Origin of the sequence: Streptomyces sp. NPDC090119 (assembly GCF_044747085.1) — a bacterium.
Classification (GTDB): domain Bacteria; phylum Actinomycetota; class Actinomycetes; order Streptomycetales; family Streptomycetaceae; genus Streptomyces.
This window is the reverse complement of the sequence record NZ_JBIVDK010000003.1, coordinates 650,684-677,176: the sequence shown is the minus strand read 5'-3', so window position 1 is coordinate 677,176 and position 26,493 is coordinate 650,684. Positions and strand designations below refer to the sequence as shown.

The window sequence follows — 26,493 nt, the reverse complement described above, 5'->3', positions numbered from 1 at the left end:
CGCGTCGCCCTCGCTGCGCCGCGCGCATCCCAGGGGACCGGCCACGCGCCGGTGCCACGCGGACAGTTGAAGTAAAGATCAGTTAAAGGTAAGGGTTTGATATAGATCAAGTGATCGACGATAAGAAAAACTTACGAAGTTTTGCTGACTTCTTAAGTTAAGGCTCTCCCATGCGTGTTCGCTGGGTCCGTAGCCCTCGCTTGTTCCCGCCGGACGGTTCCGGCAGACGTCGAGCGAGGGCTACGGCTCTTTCCGTATTCGTCTCCCTCTCCTTCATGCTCACCACCGAGACAGCGGCGGCCACCGGTGCCACCCTGCCGGCGCTGAGCATGCCCGAACTCTCCCTCGCCGGACTGGCGAAGTGGGCCCACAGCTCCTCCCTCGACACCCCTGACCAGCAGGGCGGCACCGCGCGGGGCAAGAGCCACCACGCCTCGGCGGCGGCCACCAGCACCCATCGCACCGCCGGTCACCGGCCGGGCCGGGGCAAGGGCGAACTCGGCGCCTACCAACGCCATACGAGCCACCCCCAGAAGGCCACCACCAAGCCCCTGGCCTCGGCGAAGAGCTTCAACCCCCGTACGAGCGAGCGGGACGCCAGGAAGTCCACGGCGACCTCCGACTACTTCGTCAACGCCGACGGCTCCACCACCGTCCGCCACTACGACGTACGCGCCAACTTCAAGTCGTCGGACGGCACCTGGAAGCCGATCGACACCAGCCTGAGGGAGGGCGACGGCGGCCGGTTCGAACAGACCGCCAACTCCGTCGACGTCGACTTCGCCCCCGACGCCGCCGACGACCGCCTGGCCTCCCTCGGCCTCGGCAACGGCAGTTCGGTCGCGTACTCCCTGATCGGCGCCCGCGAGACCGAGGCGTCGAAGGACGCGGACGGCACCCTCCGCTACGCCGACGCCCTGCCCGGCACCGATGTGCAGCTCGCGCCGATCGCGGACGGCTTCAAGGAGAACCTCGTCCTGCGCTCCAAGGACGCGGACAACTCCTGGCTGTTCGCGCTGGACGCGAAGGGGCTGACCCCGCGCATCGCCAAGAACGGCGACGTCGAGTTCACCGGCGCCGACGGCAAGGTGGCCGCGACCGTCCCCCATGCCTACATGGAGGACTCGCGCATCGACCGCCGCTCCGGCGACGGCGCCCGGTCCCACGAGGTCAGCTACGAACTGACCACCGTGGACGGCGATCCCGCACTCCGGATGACCGCCGACCGGGCCTGGCTGGACGACCCCGAGCGGGTCTACCCGGTCACCGTCGACCCGACGACGGTCGTGAACGCCAGCCAGGCGACGTACGTCCAGAACGACTACAGCTCCAACCGCTCGGCGGAGAACCAGATCAAGGTCGGTTCGTACGACGCGGGCACCACCAAGGCGAACTCCTTCCTCCAGTTCTCGTCGCTGGGTTCGACGATCGCCGGCCGGCAGGTCTCCGCCGCCACCCTGAACGTCTGGGGGCTGTGGTCCGCCACCTGTACCCCGGAGGCGTTCTCCGTCTACCCGGTGACCCAGTCCTGGTCCCCGTCGACGACCACCACCTACCCCGGCCCGTCCTACGGCGCGGCCATCGGCTCCACCACGCCCGACCCGGGCGCCTCCTGCACCAACACCACCGGCAGCACCGGAGTCGGGGTGAAGATGCCCGTGCCGCTGTCGACGTCCTGGTTCACCCAGGTCGCCGGAGGCGGGATCAACTACGGCCTGGCGCTGGCCGCGCCGACCGGTGACGGGCTGCACTGGAAGAAGTTCCACTCCGACGACTCGGCCACCTCCGGCTGGCGTCCCTCGCTCGACCTGACCTACGGCACCAATGTCGAGCCGCAGGTCAACGCCTCGTACCCGCCGGAGAACTTCCAGGCCAACACCCTCCAGCCGGAGCTGCTCGTCTACGCGAGCGACGCCGACAAGGCGCCCAACGCGGCGCTGTCCTACAGCTTCGAGGTGTACGACGCCGACTCCGGCAGCACCACCCCCGTCGCCACCTCCGGCGCCCTGACCAAGGGCAGCTGGAAGATACCCGCGGGCAAGCTCAAGTGGTCCAAGAACTACGCCTGGTACGCGGGGGTGAGCGACGGACTCGCCGAGACGACGTACTCCAGCCGCTTCACCACCGCCGTGCCCCAGCCGCCGGTCACCTCGGGCCTGGCCCAGAACACCGACGGGCACGACTTCGACCCGAGCGACGCCAACTACACCACCGACGACTCCGACGCGGACGTGGAGGTGGTCGGCCCCTCGCTGGAGATCGACCGCTCCTACAACAGCATCGACCCGCGGGTCGACGGAGCCTTCGGCGCGGGCTGGTCGACGGTCGCCGACATGAAGGCCGCCGAGGTCAAGAACCCCTCCGGCACCGTCACCAGCGTCATCATCACCTACCCCGGTGGTGAGCAGGTCGCCTTCGGCCGCAACACCGACGGCACCTTCCAGCCCCCGCTCGGCAGGTACGCGCGGCTCCAGCCGGTCACCGACGGCTACGCCCTGACGGACAAGGACTTCACCGAGTACGCCTTCACCCAGCCCACCGCCAAGGCGGGCACGAAGGCGATATCCGGCATCAAGGACTACGCGGGCCGCACGGAGAAGTTCACCTACAACACCGCCAAGCAGCTCACGAAGATCACCAACGAGAAGTCGCAGCGCTCGCTCGGCCTCACCTGGTCCACGCCGTCCGGCGCCACCACGGCACACGTCGCCACGGTCGCCACCGACGCGGCGGTCACGAACGACTCCGCCACGGTCCAGACCTGGACCTACGGCTACAGCGGCGACCAGCTCACCTCGGTCTGCCCGCCCGCCACCCCCGCCAAGTGCACCACCTACGGCTACGCCACCGGCAACCACTACCGCACCACGGTGCTGGACGCCGACCCGTACGCCTACTGGCGGCTCGGTGAGGCGTCCGGTGCCACCGTCGCGGCGGACTCCGTCGACAACAACCAGGGCCGCTACAACGCGCTCTACCACAACGTGACCCTGGGCGGCTCGTCCGTCCTCGCGGGCTCCACCCAGAAGACGGCCACCTTCAACGGCACCACCTCCTACGTGGAGATGCCGAGCGCGCCGGGCGCCACGCCGTCGTACATGACGGTCTCCCTCTGGTTCAGGACGACCACCGCGGGAGGTGTCCTCTTCTACTACGGCGACAAGCCGCTGAGCGACTCCGACCCGGTCGGCCACACCAAGAAGAACACCCCCGCCGTCTACGTCGGCACCGACGGCAAGCTGCGCGGCTGCCTGGCCATGTCGCCCGGCTGCATGTCCACCATCGCCTCGACGGCCTCCGTCACCGACGGCCAGTGGCACAACGCCGTGCTCACCGGCATGGCCACCAGCCAGACCCTGTACCTCGACGGTGCCTCGCAGGGCTCGCTGAGCGGCACCATCAACGACTGGGAGCAGCCCTACCTCTCCCTCGGCGCCGGTGTGAACACCGACGGCTGGCCCGCGATGAACCCGAACGACAAGCTCGGGCACTACACGGGCCAGCTGGCCGAGGCCGCGATCTACTCCGAGCCGCTCGACCCCTCGGTGATCACCGCGCAGTACCAGGCCGCCAAGCGGTCCGCCGGTCTGCTGAACAAGATCACCACGCCGGGCGGCAAGACCCAGGCGTCGGTCGTCTACGGCACCACCGACGATCTGGTCAAGCAGGCCACGGACTCCGAGGGCGGCACCTGGAAGCTCAACCCGCCCACCGTCACCGGCTCCTCGCAGGTGTACCGCTCCGCGGTGATGGGCTCGGCCCCGGCCGGCTACTGGCGGCTCGCCGACACCCTCGCCGCCCAGCAGGCCGCCAACGAGGTGCACACCGGATTCGGCACGTACAACACCGTCACGCAGGGCGTGGCCGGTCCGTTCGGCGCCGGTGACGCGACCGCCGTCTCCTTCGACGGCACCTCGTCCTACGCCGAGATCCCGTACGCCCCCTGGCACGGATCGGGCGACCGCGCCGTCGAGCTGTGGTTCAGGACCAGCGCTCCCGGTGTGATCCTCTCCGACCAGGCGAAGGCGCCGTCCGGCACCCCGTCCGGCTCCTGGAGCCCGCTGCTGTACGTGGGCACCGACGGCAAGCTGCACGGCCACTGGTGGAGCGCCACCGGTTCCGGTGCCTTCGGCTCCGCGGCCGCCGTCACCGACGGCACCTGGCACCACGCGGTGCTGTCGGCCTCCGGCACCACCCAGACCATGTACCTGGACGGCGCCAAGCAGGCCGACTTCACCGGCGCGGTCGGCGACCAGAGCAACACGCGGTCGTTCGTCGGCGCGGGCTTCGCCAAGAGCTGGGACGCCTCACCCGGTGACCTGAGCTTCTTCAACGGCTCCATCGCCGAGGTCGCCGGCTACGGCCACCCGCTGACCGAGGACCAGGTCGAGCAGCACTGGTCGGCGTACAAGGCGTCGTCCGGCGTCGCCCCGGTGCGCACGGTCACGCTGACCGACCCGACCAACAAGACCCTCAAGTACGTCTACGACGCGGAGATGGGCAACCGTCTGCTGGCCGCGGTCGACACCGAGGGCAACCGGACCACCTACGGCTACGACACGGGCGGCTTCCTGCACACCGTGACCGACGCCAACGGCAACCGGAGCATCACCGGTTACGACGTGCGCGGCAACACGGTCTCGCAGACCAGCTGCCAGGACACGACGGCGGACAAGTGCGCCACGGAGTACTACACGTACTACCCGGACTCCACGACCGCCTTCCCGGCGATGGACCCCCGTAACGACCTGCTGCTCACCGAGCGGGACGGCCGTTCCTCGGGCCCCACGGACAACACCTACCTCACCAGCTACTCCTACGACACCGGCGGCAACCTGCTGTCGGTCACCGGTCCGCCGGTCCCCGGGCATCCGGGCGGCCGCACCGCCAGCACCAGTTACACCACGGCGTCCACCCCGGCCGCCGAGGGCGGCGGCGTGCCGGCCCCGGCCGGTCTGACGGACACGGTCACCACACCGGGCGGCCGGACGACCAAGTACACCTACTTCGCCACCGGCGACCTGGCCTCGGTCACCGACGCCAACGGTGCGAAGCTCACGTACAGCTACGACAAGCTGGGGCGGCAGATCTCCCGCACGGAGACCTCCGACTCCCAGCCGTCCGGGCTCACCACCTCCCAGACGTACGACAAGAACGACCAGGTCGTCACCGAGACCAGCCCCGCCGTCACCAACCGGGTCACCGGCGCGGTGCACCAGGCGAAGACCACCACGGGCTTCGACGACGACGGCAACGTGCTCTCGCAGACGGTGGCCGACGTGCGCGGCGGCGACGCCTCCCGGTCCACGTCGATGACGTACGACGCCTACAACCGTCTCGCCTCGCGGACGGACCCCGGCGGCGGCACGACGGCCTTCGAGTACGACGTCTACGGCAACAAGGTGAAGGAGACCGACCCGATGGGGACGGTCAACACCTACACCTTCGACGCCGAGGGACGCGCCCTCACCACCAGCCTGCCCGGCTACACCGGCGACCCGAACAACCCGTCGGCGCCGACCACGCTGGTCCAGGAGTCCCGCGCGTACGACCCGGCGGGCAGGCTCGCCTCGGTCACCGACGCGATGGGCTGGGTGACGGCGTACACCTACACCGACGACGGCCTGTCCGCCTCGGTCACCCGCAAGGACCCGGCGAACGGCAAGCAGTTCGTCGAGGAGGCCAACACCTACGACCCGGCGGGGAACCTGGTCAAGCAGGTGACCAACGACGGCCGGACCACGTCCACCTTCACCGTGGACGCCGCCGACCGCGTCGCCTCGTCCGTGCTCGACCCGACCGGTGTCAACCGCAGCACCAAGGTCTCCTACGACCCGGACGACAACGTCGTGACGGAGGCCGAGACCGACCCGGCCACCGGTGACGTCGACCGGACCGACAGCCGTTACGACCGGCTGGGCAACGTCACCGGCACCACGGAGCACGACGGCACCACCGCTCCGGTGGCCCGCTGGAAGCTGTCGGAGCCCAGCGGCCTCACGGCCCAGGACTCCTCCGGCGGCAACAGCAAGGTGACCCTGGGCAGTTCGGTCACCCGCTCCACCGAGAAGGGCGGCTCCGTCGTCCTCGGCGGCACCGCCACCGCCTACGGGCAGGCGGACGGCCCGGCGGTCAACACCAGCGGCGACTTCACCGTCTCCGCCTGGGTCAAGCTCGGCTCCACCGCCGCGAACAGCACCTTCCTCGCCCAGGACGGGCAGTTCAACAGCGGTTTCCAGCTCTACTACTCCACCGGCTCCGGCTGGACCTTCAACCGCCACTCCACGGACGCCGCGGGCGCCGCGATCGCCCGGACCAGCTCCGGCACCGCCGCGGCCAAGGCCGGTACCTGGACCCACCTCACCGGTGTGTACGACCAGGCGTCCGCATCCCTGAAGCTGTACGTCAACGGCACCCAGTCGGGCACCACGACGGCCTTCACCTCACCCTGGGAGGCCACCGGCCCGCTCCAGATCGGCCGACGCCTGTACAACGGCACCTACGGCGAGAACGCACAGGGCTCGATCGCCGACGTACAGGTCTACGGCGACGCGCTGACCGCGTCCCAGGTGTCCGCCCTGGCGGCCGGCACGCTTCCGGCGGCCGGCAGCTCGGTGCACACCAACACCTGGAAGCTGGACCAGCGGGGCCTGCCGCTGTCCTCGACCGACGAGCTGGGCAACACCACCGACTACGCCTACGACGAGGCCGCCCAGCAGAGCGTCGTCACCGAGCCGGTCGTCGACGCCGAGACCGGCGGCGGCACGGCCCAGGCGGTCCGTCCCATCTCGATGACCGGCTACAACACCTTCGGCGAGACCACCGAGACGTCCGACCCGCTCGGCAACGTCACGACCACCGCCTACGACGCCGACGGCCAGGAGACGTCGACCAGGCTGCCGGAGTACACCGCGCCGGGGGCCTCGACCCCGATCACGGCCACCTCCTGGAACGAGTACAACAAGCTCGGCCAGGTCACGGCGGAGGTCGACCCGCTCGGCAACCGCAGGGCGTACACGTACACCCAGCTCGGCGATGTCGCCTCGGTCACCGAGCCGGGCGGCGGCACGTCGACGATGGTCTACGACGCGGCCGGTGACCTGCTGTCGTCGAACAGCCCGGGCGGTGCCCGTCAGGAATCCACCTGGGACTACCTGGGCAACGAGCTGACCAGCACGGACATCGTGCGTCAGCCCACGCAGCGGGCGTACACGGCGATCAACGAGTACAACGCGCCGGGCGGCGACCTCTCCCGCAGGGTGAGCCCGACGGGTGTCTCGGAGTCGTACAAGTACAACGCCCTCGGCGAGACCACCGAGGTGACCGACGCGGCCGGCAACGTCTCGAAGTTCACCTACACCATGGACGGTGACGTCCTCGCGGCGACCGACCCGGACAACGCGAGCACCAAGAACACCTATGACGGCTTCGGCAGGCTGACCGCCACCAGCGACCTGGACGCGAGCGGAGCGGTGCTGCGCACCAGCAGCGCCAGCTACGACCGCGCGGGCAACCCGCTGTCGCTGACCGACGGCCGGGGACACGCCACCACCTTCACCGTCGACCCCACGGGTCTGGTGACCAAGGCGGTGGAGCCGGTCTCCGCCACCGAGTCGATCACCACGTCCTTCGGCTACGACGTGGCGGGCAACCCCACCCGCTTCACCGACGGCCGGGGCAACCCGTTCGTCACCACCTACAACAAGTGGGGGCTGCCCGAGTCCGTCGTCGAGCCGTCCACCCCGGACCAGCCCGCCGCGGCCGACCGCACCTACACCACGGTGTACGACGCGAACGGCCGGGTGACCGAGCAGCGTTCACCGGGCGGGGTGACCGTCACCGCCGAGTACGACGCGAAGAGCCGACTGGTGAAGCAGTCCGGTTCGGGCGCGGAGGCCGCCACGGCCGACCACACCTACGCGTACGACTCCGACGACCGGGTCACGTCCGTCGCGGGCGCCGGAACGGACAACGACACCTTCACCTATGACGACCGGGGCGCACTGCTGACGGCCTCCGGCCCGTCGGGCAGCTCCTCGTTCGCCTACAACGGCGACGGCGCGATGACGTCCCGCACGGACGCCTCCGGCACGTCGACCTACGGGTACGACACCGCCGGACGCCTGAAGACGGTCCGGGACGCCGTCACCGACTCCACCGCCACCTACACCTACAACACCGACAACGCCGTCTCCCAGATCGACTACGGCACCGGCAAGTCCAAGCGCGCCTTCTCCTACGACGCGCTGAAGCGCATCACCAACGACAAGCTGACCTCGCCGACCGGCAAGGTGCTGTCCTCCACCGGCTACGGGTGGGACGCCAACGACAACATCGCGTCGAAGACGACGACCGGTGTCGCGGGCGCGTCCACGAACACCTACGCCTACGACTGGTCGGACCGGCTGACGTCCTGGAACAACGGCACCACCACGGAGGTCTACGGCTACGACGCCTCGGGCAACCGCACGCGCGTCGGCGGCGACACCTACACCTACGACGCCCGCAACCGGCTCACCTCGGACGGCCACAGCACGTACGCGTACACCAAGCGCGGCACGCTGAGCTCGATCACGGACGAGTCCGGGACCCGGACCGAGATGAAGGCGGACGCCTTCAACCGCGTGATCAACGAGGGCGACCGGACGTACACCTACGACGGTCTGGACCGTGTCCTGAAGGCCAAGGACAAGGTCGGCGCGGACATCTTCTCCTTCCAGTACAGCGGTGACGGCAACGACGTCGCCTCCGACGGCTCGGCCACCTACAGCCGCGACGCCGACGGTTCGCTGCTGGGCGTGAGGTCGGGCGCGTCGTCGGTGCTGGCGCTGACCGACATCCACGACGACCTGGTCGCGCAGTACACCGACTCCGGTGAGACGCTGAGCGGTTCGGTCAGCTACACGCCGTTCGGCAAGGTCTCCGCCTCGGCGGGGATGCTGGGCAACCTCGGGTACCAGTCCGGCTGGACCGACCCGGAGACCGCCCAGGTCAACATGGCCGCGCGCTGGTACTCGCCGCAGACCGGGCAGTTCAACAGCCGGGACACGGTGAGCAACGACCCGCTGCCGGACTCGGTGAACGCCAACGCGTACGCCTACGCCAACCAGAACCCGATGACGGGCGTCGACCCGACCGGGCACTGGTTCGGCTTCGTGAAGAAGGCGTTCCACAAGGTCGCCAAGAAGGTCAAGAGCAAGGCCAAGTCGGCCTGGAAGAAGACCAAGCACGCGGCCAAGGCCGTCGCCAAGAAGGTCCGCAAGGCGGCCAAGCACATCAAGAAGGCCGTCAAGAAGGCCGTCCACAAGGTCTACCGGGCCGTCCGCAAGGCCGTGCACTACGTCCACGACAGCGTCAAGAAGGTCAAGAGATACGTCAAACGCACCTACAAGCGCGTCAAACGCTATGCGCACAAGGTCGTCCAGCACGTCAAACAGAAGGTCAAGCAGGTAGCCAAGGCGGTCAAGCACGTAGCCGCCAAGGCCGTGAACCTGGGCAAGAGGGCCATCAAGAAGGTCGGCCGGGGCGTCAAGGCGGCGGCCAAGGCGACGAGCAACTTCGTCAAGCAGCACGCCTCGACGATCGTGTCGGTCGCGGTGGGCGTGGTGGTCTTCGCCGGATGTACCGCCGCGACCTGGGGTGTCGGAGCGGTCGGCTGCGCGGCCCTCGCGGGCGCGGTGGCCAATGGCGTCGGCTACATGATGAGCGACGGCCCCAAGTCCGTCGGCGGCTTCGTCGGATCGGTGGCGATCGGCGCCGCGACCGGTGCCCTCGGTGGCGCGGCCGGTGGTGCTGCCTCCGGCGCGGTGGGCCGACTGCTCGCCGGTACCGGCGGCAAGGTTCTCAACGGCGCGGCCATGGGCGCGGCGGGCGGCTCCGCCGAAGGCGCGGTCGGCTACGGCATCTCCTGCGCCTCCAGCGAGGAGGGCTGCAGCGCGAGCGGCGCGGCGAAGGCCACGGCGATCGGCGCGGCCACGGGCGGCATCTTCGGCGCGGCGGCAGGCAAGTTCGGCCCCAAGGCGAAGGGCTGTACGCCGCACAGCTTCACCGGCGGCACCGGCGTCCTCATGGCGAACGCCATGGTGAAGCCCATCTCCCAGGTCAAGCCCGGCGACTTTGTCCTGACGGCCGAGCCCGGCAAGAAGAAGAAGGAGAAGCACAAGGTCAAGTCGGTGATCGTCACCAAGACCGACCGCGACTACGTCGACCTCGTCATAGCCACCAAGTCCGGCCCCAAGACGATCCAGACCACCAAGCACCACCAGTTCTACGAAGCCACCCGAAACGCCTGGACCCAGGCGGGCGACCTCAAGGCCGGCCAGAAGCTCCAGAACGGTGGCAGCGGTCTGACGGCGATCCGCGAGGTCAAGGCGTACACGGCAAGCCGGGTGACGTACGACCTGAGCGTCGAGGGGCTGCACACGTACTATGTCGTCGCAGGGCCCAGCGAGGTGCTGGTCCACAACCACGGTGCGGCGTCGTGCCCCATCGAGGTGACGATCGACAAGGCGACTCACCCTGAGTCCGCCCAGCACATCGAGGACGCACAGGCTGCCGGGCATCCGGATGTCGTGACCATCAACCGCCCTGGAGCGAAGCAGAACCGAAAGGACTCGCTGAAGGGGTACAAGAAGGTTCCCGGAAAGCAGCTTGACGAGTACCCGCCCGCCATGTTCAAGGAAGGCGGAAAAGGGGCGAGCGTCCGTGCGATCGACGGCGGTGACAATGGCGGAGCCGGTGCGCGCATCGGAAACTCGTTGCGCCCATATCCCAACGGTACGCGCGTAAGGCTCAAGGTCGTCGACTCAAGGACCCCGTGATGACACACAAAAACCTCATCGAGATCTCGTCGTCGGCCATCGCGCCGGACAGGGCTGACGTCAGCGAGATTCCCGACCCCCTCCGCTCTCTCATCGGCAGTCGAAACGGCTTCTACGCGTTCGAGTCGGCACTCTTCGTGCGGCCGTGGGGCGGCGGAGCTGGCTCTGCGGAGTGGTGGAACGCTCCGGAAGGCTGGCGTGCTCCGTACGGAGAACTGGTCGACGGTTTCACGTTCTTCGCAGAGGACGTCTTCGGGTTCCAGTTCGCTGCGGGGGAAAAGGGATTCTACTCGTTCGATCCCGAGACGGCCGAATTGCAATTCATGGCAACCACCGTGAATGAATGGGCTGATCAAATCCTGCAGGACCATGAGGAGTTGACGGGCAGTGGGCTCGCGCACGCCTGGCAATCCTCGAACGGCCCCCTGCGGAGCGGGTACCGACTCGCTGCCGCGATCCCCTTCTGCCTGGGCGGGGAGTTCGCGCTGGACGCGCTGAAGCCGAAAAGGGAACTCGAATTGGCTCGATTCCGGGCGGACATTTATGCGCAGATCAGAGATCTTCCTGATGGCGCGCAGGTCCGGATCAATTTGATTTGATCCGGACGTGACGGTAGTCTGCAGACATGCGAATTCGTTTGTTTGCAGACTACTGTCAAATCCACATCCTTGACGAGTCGTCGGAAGGCGAGTTGGCGGAAAGGTGGACGAATGAGGCCCTGACCGATCGCCTGGTCGCCGTCCGTGACATTTTGGGCATTCGCACCGAGGTCGATGTCGATGTCCAGGTGGAGATCAGTTCGACAAGCGGTCGTCCCTCGCTCGATATGGACCCCTATGACCATGTCGTCGAGGCGAGCGTCGAGATTCCGTCCGGGCGGATGGTTGTCATGGGGTGCTCGGACTATCTTCCGGACGCCACCCGGGTCGAAGTCGAACCCGGGTGGGTGCGAATTCGAGTTCAGAAGTCCAACCTCGCCAATGCTGTGGCGGCCGACCTTGAATCGGATGAATCTCCGGAGACGATCGAGCGGATCAAGGTCGACGTGTGGCCGGAAGATCCTTCGGGTGTCCGCGTGCTGAAGCAGTGGAATCCTTAGGGCATGCTTGAGCGCTTGGTGCATTAACGGCATTGAACATAAGTAGGCGATGTCAGGTACGGGAAAGTCATGACGTTGCTGGACCTGGATGTGACGGAAACGGTTGGCACGTCAGCCGGGATGTTCGCCCTGTGGCGCCTCTCCCGCTTCGCCGAGGTCGTCGAACTGGATGAGTGGGAGGACGAGGTCGCGGACGAGGAAAGCCTCGACGAAGCCATCGCGGAAGGTGCCCTGGTGCCTGTCAATGTCGGTGGTGACGGCGTCTGTCAATTCACCGTTCGCGGTGTGTCGGCGCTTGGCGGTCTCACCGAGCGCGAGGCGCGGTACTGCCTCGTTTCGTCGCAGCCCTACCTTCTCGTCTCGGACGGCGTGGTGGCCTTGGGTGGACTTGAGGCGGTCGGAGAATACACCGGTGCGGACCGGCTTCAATTCTCTCTCGCTCCTGGTCGGTATGCGGTCCAGGCCCACCTGATCGATTGGAAGGCCGAGCCAGGTGCCGCCGACGCGGCCGGCAACCCGACGCAGGATGCCCTGGGGGACTTCGTGATCGAGATCTGTCCGGAAGATCCGAAGAATGTGGGGGAGTACCGTAAGGGCGTGGTGACGTTTCCTCGGTGACATCTCCCGGGTGAGCGCTCGGCATTAGAGCCGTGAATCGCGTTCGCCACGGAAAGCGGAAGCCCCGTGAGTTAATTCCTCGCGGGGCTTCTGCGATTGATCGGGTTCCCCGGTAGGAGTATTTCGACATGGCTGAGGCGGAATGTATGACCGAGAGCAGTTCCTACGCGAGTCACCCGGAGTACCTTCCGGACTTCATGAACGACCCCCGCGACGAGGACGGCCGACAGGTCGTGAAGTTGGATCTCGCCGAGAATAGTGCACTTGCGGCAGCGAGCCTGAACAGGTTCGCGGCCGCCACCGGTGACGTCATCGACTTCGAATCCGCCCCGTACGAAGAGCGCCTCTGGTGGGACGACGAGGACCACTGGGCGAGGATGGCGGCGGAATTGCTTTCCTCGTACGTGCAGCAAGGGGAGCGGGTCGCTGTCATCTGGGGAAACTATGTGATGCCGACCGTGACCATGCCCGCGGATGTCGCAGTGCGGCACGCACGGGACATCCTGGACGCCGGACCGCACTTCTGGATCTGCCCGCTCGGCCATTCCGTTCTCATCGAATGCCTGATGGACGGTCAGGTGACGGTGGCGAAGATTCCTCGCCGCTACGTAATATGACACACCGATGGAGGATGTCTTGCAGGTCACAATCGACGGAGTTACGTACGTCAGTCACGAGGACCCCGTGTGGCGTGGTGAGAGCAACTTCATGGCCATGGTGGATCTGACGCTGTTCGACCTCCCCGGTATGCGTGAGCAGCTCTGGCTCCGGGAGGTCGACGAAGGCGGGGCGTACGAAGTTTCCTGCATCCCGTTCTATGCCTACGGCGTGGTGCTGGGTGACGTGGTCGGAACGAGTGATGCGCACGAGGTGGATCGCGTCATCAGGAAGTCTGGGCGTCGGGCGGTTCGAGTTCTGTTCACGGAGCCTCGGCCGTCGGTGGACAGCCGGTCGGCGTTGCGGGCGGCTGTGGAATCCGCGGATCTCCTGAGCGAGTGGAATGGTGACCGCATGGTCGCGATCGATTTTCCGAACGGCTCGTCGAGTCAGTCGATTTTGGACTCCATTCAGGGTGAAGTCGAATGCGGGACTGCTTTCTGGGAGTGGAGTGACTCCATGGAGTTCAGTCCAGCTTGATATCCGCGTCGGTGGGGGTGGGCGGTATTATGTGCCGGTGACTGAAAAGCTCTCGGGTATCACGGGAACCGCCCGCACTCTCTTCGAGTCCTACCAGGCGGGGGATTCGGCGGCAGTCGATCGCCTGGTCGCCATTCTGCCCTCTCTCAGGAAAGTGGCGGAATCGGGCGAGGTCGCCGCTCAGGATCTGGTCGGAGGGATTCTCCTCGAAATTGAGGAGAATCCCTCCGATGCCGCTTCCTGGTTCAGGAAGAGCGCAGAGCGCGGAAGCGCGGTCGGGAAGCGGAGTCTGGGACACCTGTACGCCAATGGCCTGGGAGTCGCGCAGGACCTGGCGCAGGCGGAGCGACTGTTCCACGAGGCGGCGGGTCAGGGTGACGCCTACGCCCAGTTCAACCTCGCCCAGCTGTGGTGGGGGAAGCGTGCGCCGGAGGAGGTCGCCGCTCTGCTGCGGTCTGCCGCGGAAGGCGGCGTGGACGACGCCCACGTCGTTCTGGGAGACCTTCTTGCCGCCATGGATCAGGACGTCGAGGCGTTGCGCTGGTTCTTCGTGATGCTGAAGGAGGGGAACGCGGACAGGCTGCGGGAGGCCATCGACCTGGCCCGGGGGATGACGGACGAGGACATCCGGCTCGCGGGCAGCAAAGCCGGTACACCCGGCGAAGCCGAGGCCCTGGTGGGGACGGTGGCGAAGTACCGGTGATCCGTACCCGGTGCGGAGACCGGCTCCGCGCCGGGTGTTCAGGACTCAGACCTTGTAATAAAGGTCGAACTGCCGGTTGCTTCCCGAGTTGTTCGTGATGCCGAAGCAGAGACGCGGGGCGCCCGCGCCCGTGTAGATCGCCATGCCTTCCGGCTCGCGGGGGTCGGCCGCCGCGTCCGCCTCCGAGTGCGTGCTGGCGATGTAGCCCGTCGTGGGGTTGTTCGCCGTGCCGTTCAGGTCGAACGACGTGGTGTGGACGGCCCACTTGTCGACGCCGGTCAGGGTGCTCGACGGGGTGCTCGTACGGGGGTCGCCGTCGAGCATGTAGACGTACTGGCCGTAGGACGTGAAGCCCTGGAAGGTGGCCGGGGTGGTGGGGTCGGGGGTGCCGTCCGCCTTGTACATGTACAGCGGGGGCTGCTGGATGCGGGCCAGGGGAGCGGGCAGGGTGCCGGTGCCCGCCGTGGCCGTCGCCGCGGCGAGGTCGTACGCCGCGAACCAGTGGTCGGAGCCCAGCGCGTAGCGGATCAGCAGGATGTTGTGGTCCACGTCCACCGAGGGCGTCATCGAGGTCGCCGCCGGGTCCGGTGAGCCGAAGCGCTGCACCGACGGATGGCTGGTCCACAGCACGGTCTTGGTGGCGAAGGGGAAGCGGACGAACTCCTGCCCGTACCCGCTGCGTCCGCACCCCGCCTCGGTCCACACGTACGCCGGGTTCCCGCCGCTCGCGGGCTGGATGCCGAGGGAGACGCCGTGGCCGAAGCCCAGCAGGTACATGTACCCGTTGACCGCGCCGGTGGCGATGTCGTGCCGGGTCAGGCACAGGTCACCCGACTCGGCGTGGTCGTCCCCGCCGATGGACGCCGTCACCGCGACCTGGCCGCCCGAGCGGAGGTAGGCGATCTGGCTCGCCCCGGCCACCTGAAGTGTGTAGAAGTGCCCGGCCGCCGAGTCGAAGGCGAAGCCCTGGAGCGTGGTCGAGCTGTCCTGGTTGGCGACCCCGGCCAGCCAGCGGGTGGACCCGGCGGCGACATCGATCAGCGCGGTCCCGCCCGGCACGCTCGCGGGGTTGTCCACGGGCGCGGCCACAGCCGCCTGGGCGGGCAGTCCGAGCCCGGCGGCGGCCGCCGCGGCGAGCCCGGTACCGCCGCGTATCAGGCCGCGGCGAGTCATGTTCATGGTCATGATCGGACCCTAGTGGCCGAGACCGCGCTCACCACCAGGGACGAGGTACTTGTGCAGATCTTGACCGGAGCACACGACCGCGCCGGGCCCACCCGTCGAAGGGCCGACCCGGCGCGGTACGTACTTCTCAGATCCCCGCGGCCTCCGACAGATCCCGCTTGATCTCCGCCAGCAGCCCCGCCGCCTTCGCACGCGCCTCGGGGAGGGCGGCACGGCCGGAGACCGGCACCACCACCTCCAGGTAGCACTTCAGCTTGGGCTCCGTGCCGCTCGGACGGACGATGACGCGGGCGCCGGTGAGGGTGTAGCGCAGGCCGTCCGTGGGCGGGAGGGTGGCCGTGCCACGCGTGAGGTCCTCCGCCGAGGTGACCGGCAGGCCCGCCAGAGAGGTGGGCGGGTTCTCGCGCAGGCGGCGCATCGCGTCCGCGATGACGGACAGGTCCTCCACCCGCACCGAGAGCTGGTCCGTGGCGTGCAGACCGTGCTCCAGCGCGAGGTCGTCGAGGAGGTCGAGGAGGGTCCGCCCGGACTCCTTCAGCTCCGACGCCAGCTCGGTGATGAGCAGCGCGGCGGTGATGCCGTCCTTGTCCCGCACGCCCTCGGGGTCCACGCAGTAGCCGAGCGCCTCCTCGTACCCGTAGCGCAGGCCCTCAGCGCGGGCGATCCACTTGAAGCCCGTGAGGGTCTCCTCGTGGCCGAGGCCCGCCTTCTCGGCGATCCGGCCGAGGAGGGAGGAGGAGACGATGGACTCCGCGAAGGTGCCGGTGACGCCCCGGCCCACCAGGTGGGCGGCGAGCAGCGCGCCGACCTCGTCGCCGCGCAGCATCCGCCAGTCGCCGCCGTCGCGTACGGCCGCCGCGCAGCGGTCCGCGTCCGGGTCGTTGGCGATCACGAGGTCCGGCTCGGTGACGGTCGCCCGCTCGAAGGCGAGGTCCATCGCGCCGGGCTCCTCCGGGTTGGGGAAGGCCACGGTCGGGAAGTCCGGGTCGGGCTCGGCCTGTTCGGCCACCAGCACCGGCTCCGGGAACCCGGCCCGCGCGAACGCCGCGAGCAGCACGTCCTTGCCGACGCCGTGCATCGCCGTGTAGACGGTACGGGCGGTCCGGGCCGAGCCCTCGGCCAGCACCGCGTCCGTACGCGCCAGATACGCGTCCAGCACCTCGTCGCCGAGCACCTCCCAGCCCGACTCGGGCCGGGGCACGTCGGCGAGCGCGCGGACCGCGTCGATCTCGGCGGCGATCTCCGCGTCGGCGGGCGGCACGATCTGGGAGCCGTCGCCGAGGTACACCTTGTAGCCGTTGTCGCGCGGCGGGTTGTGGCTGGCCGTGACCTCCACACCCGCGACCGCGCCGAGGTGCCGGATGGCGAAGGCGAGGACCGGGGTGGGCAGCGGGCGCGGCAGCACGGCGGCGCGCAGTCCGGCGCCGGTGATGACGGCGGCGGTGTCCCGCGCGAAGTCGGCCGACTTGTGCCGGGCGTCGTAGCCGACGACCACCAGGCCGCCCGCCTCGCCCTTGGCCTTCAGGTACGCGGCGAGTCCGGCGGCGGCGCGGATGACGACGGCGCGGTTCATCCGCATCGGGCCCGCGCCCAGCTCGCCGCGCAGCCCGGCGGTGCCGAACTGGAGCGTGCCGCTGAACCGCGCGGTCAGCTCCGCCGTGTCCCCGGTCTCGATGAGCTTCGCCAGCTCCTCGCGGGTCTCCGCGTCGGGGTCCTCGGCCAGCCATGCCTGGGCCCGTGCGATCACTTCGTCCTGCACCTCGGGTGAACCTCTCTCTTGATTCCGTCCGCTGCCTGCCGGGTGCCGCCGTAGGGCTACAGCCGGTTCAGCACCTGTCCCAGCAGCTCGCCCATGCGCGCCGCCGAGTCACGGCCCGCCTGGAGGACCTCCTCGTGGTTCAGCGGCTCGCCCGTCATACCGGCGGCGAGGTTGGTGACCAGGGAGATGCCCAGCACCTCGGCGCCCGCCTCGCGCGCGGCGATGGCCTCCAGCACCGTGGACATGCCGACCAGGTCGGCGCCGATCACGCGGGCCATGCGGATCTCGGCCGGGGTCTCGTAGTGCGGGCCGGGGAACTGCGCGTAGACGCCCTCCTCCAGGGAGGGGTCGATCTCCTTGCACAGGGCGCGCAGGCGCGGCGAGTACAGGTCGGTGAGGTCGACGAAGTTGGCGCCGACGATCGGGGAGGTGGCCGTCAGGTTCAGGTGGTCGCTGATCAGCACCGGCTGGCCGGGGCGCATGCCCTCGCGCAGGCCGCCGCAGCCGTTGGTCAGCACGATCGTCTTGCAGCCCGCGGCGACGGCGGTGCGCACCCCGTGCGCGACGGCGGCGACGCCACGGCCCTCGTAGTAGTGGGTGCGGCCCAGGAAGACCAGGGCGCGCTTGTCCCCGAAGCGGTACGAGCGGATCTTGCCGCCGTGCCCCTCGACGGCCGGCGGCGGGAAGCCGGGCAGCTCGGTGACCTGGAACTCGGCGTCGGGCTCGCCCAGCGCGTCCACGGCCGGTGCCCAGCCGGAGCCCATCACGAGGGCGACGTCGTGGGTCTCGGCGCCGGTGAGTTCGCGCAGGCGCGCGGCGGCGGCGTCGGCGGCGGCGTGCGGGTCGCCCTGGCGGTCGTCCGGAAGGAGAGATGCGTTCACGCCGATGAGGGTAGCCGGTGTTCTCCTACGCGCGTAGATGACAGAGCCCATGGGAATGCGATCGTTGTCATGCAGATTTCGACAAAGGCTGGGCAAAACGGCTGCGGAGGGTTGACCGAGGGTGCCTTCCGCCCCCGCCGCGCTGGCTTCGCGCCGGGTGCGGGACAATGGGGTACGTGACTCGGATCGTGATCATCGGTGGCGGACCCGGCGGATACGAGGCGGCGCTGACGGCCGCCCAGCTCGGCGCGGAGGTGACCGTCGTGGACTGCGACGGTCTGGGCGGGGCGTCGGTGCTGACCGACTGCGTGCCGTCCAAGACCCTCATCGCCACGGCCGAGGTGATGACCACCTTCGACTCCTCCTACGAGGAGCTGGGCATCATCGTCGCGGACGACACCCCGCACATCGAGCAGGCGGCCCGCGTCGTCGGCGTCGACCTCGGCAAGGTCAACCGCCGGGTGAAGCGGCTCGCGCTCGCCCAGTCCCACGACATCACCGCCTCCGTCACCCGCGCCGGTGCCCGCGTCATGCGCGGCCGGGGCCGCCTGGAGGGCATGCAGGCCCTCGACGGCTCCCGCAAGGTCGTCGTGACCGCCGCCGACGGCACCGAGGAGACCCTCACCGCCGACGCCGTGCTCATCGCCACCGGAGGCCACCCGCGCGAGGTGCCCGACGCCCAGCCGGACGGCGAGCGCATCCTGAACTGGACCCAGGTCTACGACCTCACCGAGCTGCCCGAAGAGCTGATCGTGGTCGGCTCCGGCGTCACCGGTGCCGAGTTCGCCGGTGCCTACCAGGCGCTCGGCTCCAAGGTCACCCTGGTCTCCTCCCGCGACCGCGTGCTGCCGGGTGAGGACCCGGACGCCGCCGCCGTGCTGGAGGACGTCTTCCGGCGCCGCGGCATGAACGTGATGGCCCGCTCCCGCGCCCAGTCCGCCAAGCGGGTCGGCGACCGGGTCGAGGTCACCCTCGCCGACGGCCGCGTCATCACCGGCACGCACTGTCTGATGGCGGTCGGCGCGATCCCGAACAGCGCGGGTCTCGGCCTGGAGGAGGCCGGGGTCAAGCTGCGCGAGTCCGGGCACATCTGGACCGACAAGGTCTCGCGCACCAGCGCGCCCGGCGTGTACGCGGCCGGTGACGTGACCGGTGTCTTCGCGCTGGCCTCCGTGGCGGCGATGCAGGGCCGGATCGCGGTCTACCACTTCCTCGGCGACGCGGTGGCCCCCCTCGACCTCAAGACGGTCTCCTCGAACGTCTTCACCGACCCCGAGATCGCCACCGTCGGCTACAGCCAGGCCGACGTGGACGCGGGCAAGATCGACGCGCGGGTGGTCAAGCTGCCGCTGCTGCGCAACCCGCGCGCGAAGATGCAGGGCATCCGGGACGGCTTCGTCAAGATCCTCTGCCGTCCGGGCACCGGGATCGTGGTCGGCGGTGTGGTCGTCGCGCCGCGCGCCTCGGAACTCATCCACCCCATCTCGATCGCGGTCGACAACAATCTGACGGTCGAGCAGATCGCCAAGGCGTTCACCGTCTATCCGTCGCTGTCCGGCTCGATCGCCGAGGTGGCCCGGCAGTTGCAGTCGCGCAAGGCGGGCGGGGCGGGCTGACCGGGCGGACCGGGCGGGCCCATGCGGGCGGCATAGTCGGCCGGTAAGGCCTTATATCAGTTCCAGGGTCCGCTTGCGAACAACTTCTGCTATTCGGCGCAAACTGCTGAAAGCAGACGGTCGTTGGGGTTACTGTCAGTTTCGTGTTCGCTGCAGAACGTCGTCAACTGATCCTCGAAATGGTGCGAGCGAACGGGGCCGTGTCGCTCCGTGAACTCGCCCGCGTCGTCCAGACCTCCGAAGTGACCGTACGGCGGGACGTGCGCGCTCTGGAGGCAGAAGGACTCCTCGACCGCCGACATGGCGGTGCGGTACTGCCGGGTGGATTCACGCGAGAATCCGGCTTTCCGCAGAAATCGCATCTCGCGACCGCGGAGAAGACGGCCATCGCCGACCTCGCCGCGGGACTCGTCGAAGAAGGCGAGGCCATCGTGGTCGGCGCCGGTACCACCACGCAGGAGCTGGCCCGCAGACTGGCCCGGGTACCCGGGCTGACCGTGGTCACCAACTCCCTGCTGGTGGCGCAGGCGCTGGCCCATGCCAACCGGGTGGAGGTCGTCATGACCGGCGGCACCCTGCGGGGGTCCAACTACGCCCTCGTGGGCTCCGGCGCCGAGCAGTCCCTCCAGGGCCTGCGCGTCTCCAAGGCGTTCCTCTCCGGGAGCGGCCTGACCGCCGAGCGCGGGCTGTCCACGTCCAACATGCTGTCGGCCTCCGTGGACCGGGCCCTGGTCCAGGCCGCCTCCGAGGTCGTGGTCCTCGCCGACCACACCAAGCTGGGCACGGACACCATGTTCCGTACGGTGCCCACCGAGGCGATCACCCGCCTGGTCACCGACGACCCCCCGGCCCACGACGACCGTGCCGCCACCGAGCTCCAGGCCCTGGCCGACCAGGGCGTGCAGATCACGGTGACCGGAGCGGGCGGCGCCCCGGTGGCCGACCAGCCCCAGCCCCCCCGCGGCCAGCGCTCCCAGCTCCCCGGCCCCCGCCGCGGCCAGGTCCCCGGCGCCCCCCTCCGCGGAGTCCTGGGCGACCAGCCCCCGGACCGCGCCAGGGTGGCGGACCTGCGCCGCAGGTAGCGACTCGACGGGACGTCACGGCCACTGGGGCGCGCTTGCGCCCTGCCGGGCACCCCTCCTCGGGTGAACCGTTCCTTCGGCCGCTCCTGGGCCGTGCTGCGCCAAGCACGTACTTCGAGGACTGCCGGACAAAGGCCGACGCCCGGCGGACCATGTTCGGTCGCCGGGCGTCGGGATGATGACTGCGCGTCAGTCCTTGATCTCGCAGATCGGGGCGCCCGAGGTGATGGAGGCGCCGATCTCGGCGAGGAGGCCCTTGACGGTGCCCGTGCGGTGGGCGTTGAGGGGCTGCTCCATCTTCATGGCCTCCAGGACGACGATCAGGTCGCCCTCCTGGACCGTCTGGCCCTCCTCGACGGCCACCTTGACGATGGTGCCCTGCATCGGGGAGGCGAGGGTGTCGCCGGTGGCGGCGGGGCCGGACTTCTTGGCCGCGCGGCGCTTGGGCTTGGCGCCCGCCGCGAGGCCGGTGCGGGCCAGGGACATGCCGAGCGACGAGGGGAGGGAGACCTCCAGGCGCTTGCCGCCGACCTCGACCACGACCGTCTCACGGCCCAGCTCCTCGTCCGCGTCCGCGTCGGCGGGGGCGGTGAAGGGCTTGATCTCGTTGACGAACTCGGTCTCGATCCAGCGGGTGTGGACCGTGAAGGGGTCCTTCGAGCCGGTCAGCTCCGGGGCGAAGGCCGCGTCCCGGACCACCACGCGGTGGAACGGGATGGCCGTGGCCATGCCCTCGACCTGGAACTCGTCCAGCGCCCGCGCGGCGCGCTCCAGCGCCTCCTTGCGGGTGCGGCCGGTGACGACCAGCTTGGCCAGCAGGGAGTCCCACGCCGGGCCGATGACCGACCCGGACTCCACGCCAGCGTCCAGGCGGACACCGGGACCGGTCGGGGCCTCGAAGCGGGTGACCGTACCGGGGGCGGGGAGGAAGCCCCGGCCCGGGTCCTCGCCGTTGATGCGGAACTCGAAGGAGTGCCCGCGCAGCTCGGGGTCGCCGTAGCCCAGCTCCTCGCCGTCGGCGATGCGGAACATCTCGCGGACCAGGTCGATCCCGGCGACCTCCTCGGTCACGGGGTGCTCGACCTGGAGGCGGGTGTTGACCTCCAGGAAGGAGATCGTGCCGTCCTGGCCGACCAGGAACTCACAGGTACCGGCGCCCTCGTACGCGGCCTCCTTCAGGATGGCCTTGGACGCGCGGTACAGCTCCGCGACCTGTGCCTCGGAGAGGAACGGCGCCGGGGCCTCCTCGACCAGCTTCTGGTGGCGGCGCTGGAGCGAGCAGTCACGGGTGGACACGACGACCACGTTGCCGTGCTTGTCGGCCAGGCACTGGGTCTCCACGTGCCTCGGACGGTCGAGGTAGCGCTCCACGAAGCACTCGCCCCGGCCGAAGGCGGCGACCGCCTCGCGGACCGCCGAGTCGTACAGCTCCGGCACCTCCTCGAGGGTGCGGGCGACCTTCAGACCGCGTCCGCCACCGCCGAAGGCGGCCTTGATGGCGATCGGCAGGCCGTGCTCCTTGGCGAAGGCCACGACCTCGTCGGAACCGGAGACCGGGTCCGACGTGCCGGCGACCAGCGGAGCACCCGCGCGCTGGGCGATGTGCCGGGCGGCGACCTTGTCACCGAGATCCCGGATGGCCTGCGGCGGCGGGCCGATCCAGGTCAGACCAGCGTCCAGCACGGCCTGGGCGAACTCGGCGTTCTCCGAGAGGAAGCCGTAGCCGGGGTGGATGGCGTCCGCGCCGGACTCCCGCGCCGCGTTCAGGACCTTCTCGATGTCCAGGTAGCTGGTGGCCGGAGTGTCACCGCCCAGGGCGAACGCCTCATCCGCGGCCCGGACGTGCAGAGCGTCCCGGTCCGGGTCGGCGTACACGGCCACGCTCGCGATACCTGCGTCTCGGCAGGCCCGCGCCACACGGACAGCGATTTCGCCACGGTTGGCGATGAGCACCTTGTGCACGATTGAGGCTCCCTCCTTGAAACAAGCCGAGTTTAGGGACAGCCGACACGGCACATCGACCCGTCCCCAATGGTGAGCTTGCCCACACGGAGCGTGATGCGTGGCCCGCTCGACCCACGAAAGCCCTTGTCGTACCTCGGTACGCAGGACTCCACCGGAAAACCCTAGCCCTGTCATGTGGCCAAGGTCTCTGTGAGAGCGTGCTGCGGGCCACGCGGTTTCTTTGTGGAGTCCCTACGAATGGCCCAATGATTCTTTGCCGCCGACCGGGGTCTTGTCCCCTGTGCTACCCATTAGTAGCGTTCGCGCTGACCCGGCGTACTGTCGGTAACAGGCGATCCGCGCGGGGGCGGCGGCGAAGGTGGGGTGGGGCCGGTGGTGCGCAGACCGGTGGCTTGGATCGTGACGTTCGTGCTGCTGGCCGAGGCGGTCGGCATCGCGGCGGTGAACTGGCTGCTCGGGACCGTGGTGGACGGTCAGAACATGTCGCTGGCCGGTCTCGATCCCGAGGTGATGGCGACGTCCTCGAAGGTGGGAGGCGTGGTCTTCGGGCTCTACTTCGCCCTCTGTGCCCTGGTGGCCCTGCTGGTCGCGGTGCGCGACCGCGCCCCGGCCGGGCTGGGCCGCGTCCTGCTGATCAGCGTCGCCGTGGTGAACGCCGTGCTGGGCGCGGTGGCCTGGGGCCTGGTGGGCACGGGCGCGTTCCTGACGCTGATGGTGGTCCTCGCCCTGCTGGTGCTGCTGCTGATGACGTACGACCGTCCGCGCGACACGGGCGCCCGCCCGGCCGACACGCCCGGCGGGGGAGGCGCCCCGGAGGCCGCCCCCGAGCCGAAGTTCACGTCCACCCCTACGGGTGACCCTCAGGGCCGTACGGCCGACACCGGGAACATCACTCGGACGGCGCCCACAACTCCGTGATCCCGACACCCAGTTCGCGCAGCAGCTTGCGGACCAGGGGGAGGCTGATGCCGATCACGTTGCCGTGGTCGCCCTCGATGCCCTCGATGAAGGGCGCCGAGCGGCCGTCCAGGGTGAAGGCCCCGGCGACGTGGAGGGGCTCACCGGAGGCCACGTAGCGGGCGATCTCCTCGTCCGTGGGCTCGCCGAAGCGGACCACGGTGGAGGCGGTCGCGGAGACGTACCGCTTGGCGGCGGTGTCCCACACGCAGTGCCCGGTCTGGAGGACCCCGGCGCGGCCGCGCATCGCCTTCCAGCGGGCGGTGGCCTCCTCGGCGTCGGCGGGCTTGCCGAGCGCCTGCCCGTCCAGCTCCAGCACCGAGTCGCAGCCGATCACCAGCGCGCCCTGGACCTCGGGGCGGGCGGCCACCACGGACGCCTTGGCCTCGGCCAGCGCGAGCGCCAGCTCGGCCGGGGTGGGGGCGCTGACGGCGTCCTCGTCCACCCCGCTGACGATCACCTCGGGCGCGAGCCCAGCCTGCCGCAGCAGACCCAGCCGGGCGGGGGACTGGGAGGCGAGGACGAGGCGGCGGCGCTGGTCTGTCATGCGATCAGCCTAGCGCCGGACCCGTCCTCACCTCAGTCCGATCACGATCATCGCCAGCACCATGGCCAGGGCCATGAAGAGGCCGAGCCGCCTGAGCTTCTCCTCCATGTGACGGAGTTCCTCGGGCGGCTCGTTCTCCGGGTCTGACCACAGCATGGTTCCAGCGTGGGGCGCGGCCCGGCCCGCGCGCCTGAGTACCCGTACTCAGGTTCCGGCTCAGCCCGACCGGCTCAGCCCGGCCAGTAGGTGCGGGACCAGGACACCGGGCCCGGCGCGGGCAGGCGGCGGCCCGCGATCCGGGCCGGGTCCGACCACGCGTCGCGCGGCCCCGCCGCGCCGGACGGCGTCTCCGCCGCCGCCACGGCGCGGGCGCGGACCACCGCCAGGGCGGCGGCCAGCTCCTCCGGGGTGGGATTGCCTCGTACGACCTTGATGTTCATGACGGCTCCCGTCGGCGCGGTCCTACAGGGGGATGTTGCCGTGCTTCTTCGGAGGCAGGGATTCCCGCTTCGTACGCAGCTGACGCAGGCCCCGGACGATGTGTGCGCGGGTGTCCGACGGCATGATCACCGCGTCGACGTAGCCGCGCTCGGCCGCCACGTACGGGTTGAGCAGCGCGTCCTCGTACTCCTGGACCAGCCGCGCCCGCGTCTCCTCGCCCGTGCCGGCGGTCTCCGCCTCGGCGATGGTGCGGCGGTGCAGGATGCTGACCGCGCCCTGCGCGCCCATCACCGCGATCTGCGCGGTCGGCCAGGCCAGGTTGAGGTCGGCGCCCAGGTGCTTGGAGCCCATCACGTCGTACGCGCCGCCGAACGCCTTGCGGGTGATGACGGTGATCAGCGGGACGGTGGCCTCGGCGTAGGCGTAGATCAGCTTGGCGCCGCGCCGGATGATGCCGTCCAGCTCCTGGTCCACACCGGGCAGGAAGCCGGGCACGTCCACGAAGGTGAGCACCGGGATGTTGAACGCGTCGCAGGTGCGCACGAACCGGGCGGCCTTCTCGGACGCCTTGATGTCCAGGCAGCCCGCGAACTGCATCGGCTGGTTGGCGACCAGCCCCACCGGATGCCCCTCGACCCGGCCGAACCCGGTGAGGATGTTCGGCGCGAACAGCGCCTGCGTCTCGAAGAACTCCCCGTCGTCCAGGACGTGTTCGAGCACGGTGTGCATGTCGTACGGCTGGTTCGCGCTGTCCGGCACGAGGGTGTCCAGCTCGCGGTCCTCGTCGCTGAGCGCGAGGTCCGCCTCCTCCGCGTAGACCGGGGCCTCGCTGAGGTTGTTGGACGGCAGGTACGACAGCAGCTGCTTGACGTACTCGATCGCGTCCTTCTCGTCGCCCGCCATGTGGTGGGCCACACCGGAGTTGGTGTTGTGGGTGCGCGCGCCGCCCAGTTCCTCGAAGCCGACGTCCTCACCGGTGACCGTCTTGATCACGTCGGGGCCGGTGATGAACATGTGGCTGGTCTTGTCCACCATCACCGTGAAGTCGGTGATCGCGGGGGAGTAGACCGCGCCGCCCGCGCACGGGCCGACGACCAGGCTGATCTGCGGGATCACCCCGGAGGCGTGGGTGTTGCGGCGGAAGATCTCGCCGTACGCGCCCAGCGAGGCGACGCCCTCCTGGATACGGGCGCCACCGGAGTCGTTGATGCCGATGACCGGGCAGCCGGTCTTCAGCGCGAAGTCCATGACCTTGACGATCTTCTGGCCGTACACCTCGCCGAGGGCCCCGCCGAAGACGGTGAAGTCCTGCGAGAACACGGCCACGGGACGGCCGTCCACCGTGCCGTACCCGGAGACGACACCGTCGCCGTACGGGCGGTTCGCCTCCAGACCGAAGTTGGTGGACCGGTGACGGGCGAACTCGTCCAGCTCGACGAACGAGTCGTCGTCCAGGAGGAGTTCGATGCGCTCACGCGCCGTCAGTTTGCCCTTGGCGTGCTGCTTCTCCACCGCGCGTTCCGAACCGGCGTGCGTCGCCTCGTGGATGCGCCGCTGGAGATCCGCGAGCTTCCCGGCGGTCGTGTGGATGTCGGTGTCGTGACGCTCTTCCGGCTCGGACATCGGGATGCGGCTCCCTGCCTGCTCAAAAGGGGGGACGATTACTCATCCGTAGCGTAGTGC

At 69.3% G+C, this 26,493-nt stretch carries 18 protein-coding genes; 10 read left to right on the top strand and 8 right to left on the bottom strand.

From position 1 onward, the window contains the following. Positions 1 to 275: 275 nt before the first annotated feature. The 7 genes from ACIPPM_RS15775 (at position 276) to ACIPPM_RS15745 (ending at position 14,377) form a co-directional block, all read left to right on the top strand. Positions 276 to 10,820, top strand: coding sequence for a LamG-like jellyroll fold domain-containing protein (locus tag ACIPPM_RS15775; RefSeq protein WP_401447744.1), 10,545 nt, complete (start codon positions 276 to 278; stop codon positions 10,818 to 10,820). Beyond that, positions 10,820 to 11,419 (top strand): hypothetical protein, encoded by a 600-nt coding sequence (locus tag ACIPPM_RS15770; RefSeq protein WP_401447742.1) that lies wholly within the window; start codon positions 10,820 to 10,822, stop codon positions 11,417 to 11,419. The genes ACIPPM_RS15775 and ACIPPM_RS15770 overlap by 1 nt, the downstream gene beginning before the upstream one ends. 26 nt (positions 11,420 to 11,445) lie before the next feature. Next, the gene (locus tag ACIPPM_RS15765) at positions 11,446 to 11,919 is read left to right on the top strand and encodes a hypothetical protein (RefSeq protein ID WP_401447740.1); all 474 of its coding nucleotides are present in this window, start codon (positions 11,446 to 11,448) and stop codon (positions 11,917 to 11,919) included. 69 nt (positions 11,920 to 11,988) lie between these two features. Further along, positions 11,989 to 12,537, top strand: coding sequence for a hypothetical protein (locus ACIPPM_RS15760; RefSeq protein WP_401447738.1), 549 nt, complete (start codon positions 11,989 to 11,991; stop codon positions 12,535 to 12,537). Positions 12,538 to 12,683: 146 nt separating this feature from the next. After that, the gene (locus ACIPPM_RS15755; protein ID WP_401447736.1) at positions 12,684 to 13,154 is read left to right on the top strand and encodes a hypothetical protein; all 471 of its coding nucleotides are present in this window, start codon (positions 12,684 to 12,686) and stop codon (positions 13,152 to 13,154) included. Between the two features lie 7 nt (positions 13,155 to 13,161). Then, positions 13,162 to 13,674, top strand: a complete 513-nt coding sequence (locus ACIPPM_RS15750; RefSeq protein ID WP_401447734.1) for a DUF4265 domain-containing protein — start codon at positions 13,162 to 13,164, stop codon at positions 13,672 to 13,674. A 37-nt stretch (positions 13,675 to 13,711) separates the two neighbouring features. Then, on the top strand, positions 13,712 to 14,377 hold the full coding sequence (locus ACIPPM_RS15745) for a tetratricopeptide repeat protein (RefSeq protein ID WP_401447731.1): 666 nt from the start codon (positions 13,712 to 13,714) through the stop codon (positions 14,375 to 14,377). A gap of 45 nt (positions 14,378 to 14,422) precedes the next feature. On the opposite strand, the gene ACIPPM_RS15740 is transcribed toward ACIPPM_RS15745, so the two are convergent. The 3 genes from ACIPPM_RS15740 to ACIPPM_RS15730 all read right to left on the bottom strand — a co-directional run bounded on the left by ACIPPM_RS15740 (position 14,423) and on the right by ACIPPM_RS15730 (position 18,202). Next, a complete protein-coding gene (locus tag ACIPPM_RS15740) occupies positions 14,423 to 15,562 on the bottom strand; it encodes a hypothetical protein (protein WP_401447729.1) in 1,140 nt (379 codons plus the stop codon). 127 nt (positions 15,563 to 15,689) lie between these two features. After that, positions 15,690 to 17,321, bottom strand: coding sequence for a phospho-sugar mutase (locus ACIPPM_RS15735; protein WP_401447727.1), 1,632 nt, complete (start codon positions 17,319 to 17,321; stop codon positions 15,690 to 15,692). 56 nt (positions 17,322 to 17,377) lie between these two features. Beyond that, on the bottom strand, positions 17,378 to 18,202 hold the full coding sequence (locus ACIPPM_RS15730) for a purine-nucleoside phosphorylase (protein WP_388996350.1): 825 nt from the start codon (positions 18,200 to 18,202) through the stop codon (positions 17,378 to 17,380). Between the two features lie 167 nt (positions 18,203 to 18,369). Here ACIPPM_RS15730 and ACIPPM_RS15725 point away from each other — a divergent pair, with 167 nt between their 5' ends. Both ACIPPM_RS15725 and ACIPPM_RS15720 read left to right on the top strand, forming a co-directional pair. After that, positions 18,370 to 19,818, top strand: a complete 1,449-nt coding sequence (locus tag ACIPPM_RS15725; protein ID WP_401447725.1) for an NAD(P)H-quinone dehydrogenase — start codon at positions 18,370 to 18,372, stop codon at positions 19,816 to 19,818. Positions 19,819 to 19,961: 143 nt separating this feature from the next. Beyond that, positions 19,962 to 20,900 carry a DeoR/GlpR family DNA-binding transcription regulator gene (locus ACIPPM_RS15720; protein ID WP_401447723.1) on the top strand — a complete coding sequence of 313 codons (939 nt, stop codon included), beginning with the start codon at positions 19,962 to 19,964 and terminating at the stop codon, positions 20,898 to 20,900. A gap of 189 nt (positions 20,901 to 21,089) precedes the next feature. Here ACIPPM_RS15720 and ACIPPM_RS15715 read toward each other — a convergent pair whose 3' ends face one another. Next, positions 21,090 to 22,862 (bottom strand): acetyl/propionyl/methylcrotonyl-CoA carboxylase subunit alpha, encoded by a 1,773-nt coding sequence (locus ACIPPM_RS15715; protein WP_401447720.1) that lies wholly within the window; start codon positions 22,860 to 22,862, stop codon positions 21,090 to 21,092. Between the two features lie 390 nt (positions 22,863 to 23,252). On the opposite strand from ACIPPM_RS15715, the gene ACIPPM_RS15710 reads away from it, so the two are divergent. Beyond that, on the top strand, positions 23,253 to 23,783 hold the full coding sequence (locus ACIPPM_RS15710) for a hypothetical protein (RefSeq protein ID WP_401447717.1): 531 nt from the start codon (positions 23,253 to 23,255) through the stop codon (positions 23,781 to 23,783). On the opposite strand, the gene ACIPPM_RS15705 is transcribed toward ACIPPM_RS15710, so the two are convergent. From ACIPPM_RS15705 to ACIPPM_RS15690, 4 genes are all read right to left on the bottom strand, one after another. Continuing rightward, on the bottom strand, positions 23,755 to 24,369 hold the full coding sequence (locus ACIPPM_RS15705; protein ID WP_388996334.1) for a Maf family protein: 615 nt from the start codon (positions 24,367 to 24,369) through the stop codon (positions 23,755 to 23,757). The two genes, ACIPPM_RS15710 and ACIPPM_RS15705, sit on opposite strands and share 29 nt — an antisense overlap. 27 nt (positions 24,370 to 24,396) lie before the next feature. Further along, on the bottom strand, positions 24,397 to 24,525 hold the full coding sequence (mmpB, locus tag ACIPPM_RS15700) for a morphogenic membrane protein MmpB (protein WP_086693449.1): 129 nt from the start codon (positions 24,523 to 24,525) through the stop codon (positions 24,397 to 24,399). A gap of 74 nt (positions 24,526 to 24,599) precedes the next feature. Continuing rightward, positions 24,600 to 24,809, bottom strand: a complete 210-nt coding sequence (locus ACIPPM_RS15695) for an acyl-CoA carboxylase subunit epsilon (protein WP_393605076.1) — start codon at positions 24,807 to 24,809, stop codon at positions 24,600 to 24,602. Between the two features lie 22 nt (positions 24,810 to 24,831). After that, positions 24,832 to 26,433, bottom strand: a complete 1,602-nt coding sequence (locus ACIPPM_RS15690) for an acyl-CoA carboxylase subunit beta (protein WP_401447714.1) — start codon at positions 26,431 to 26,433, stop codon at positions 24,832 to 24,834. Positions 26,434 to 26,493 lie beyond the last annotated feature (60 nt).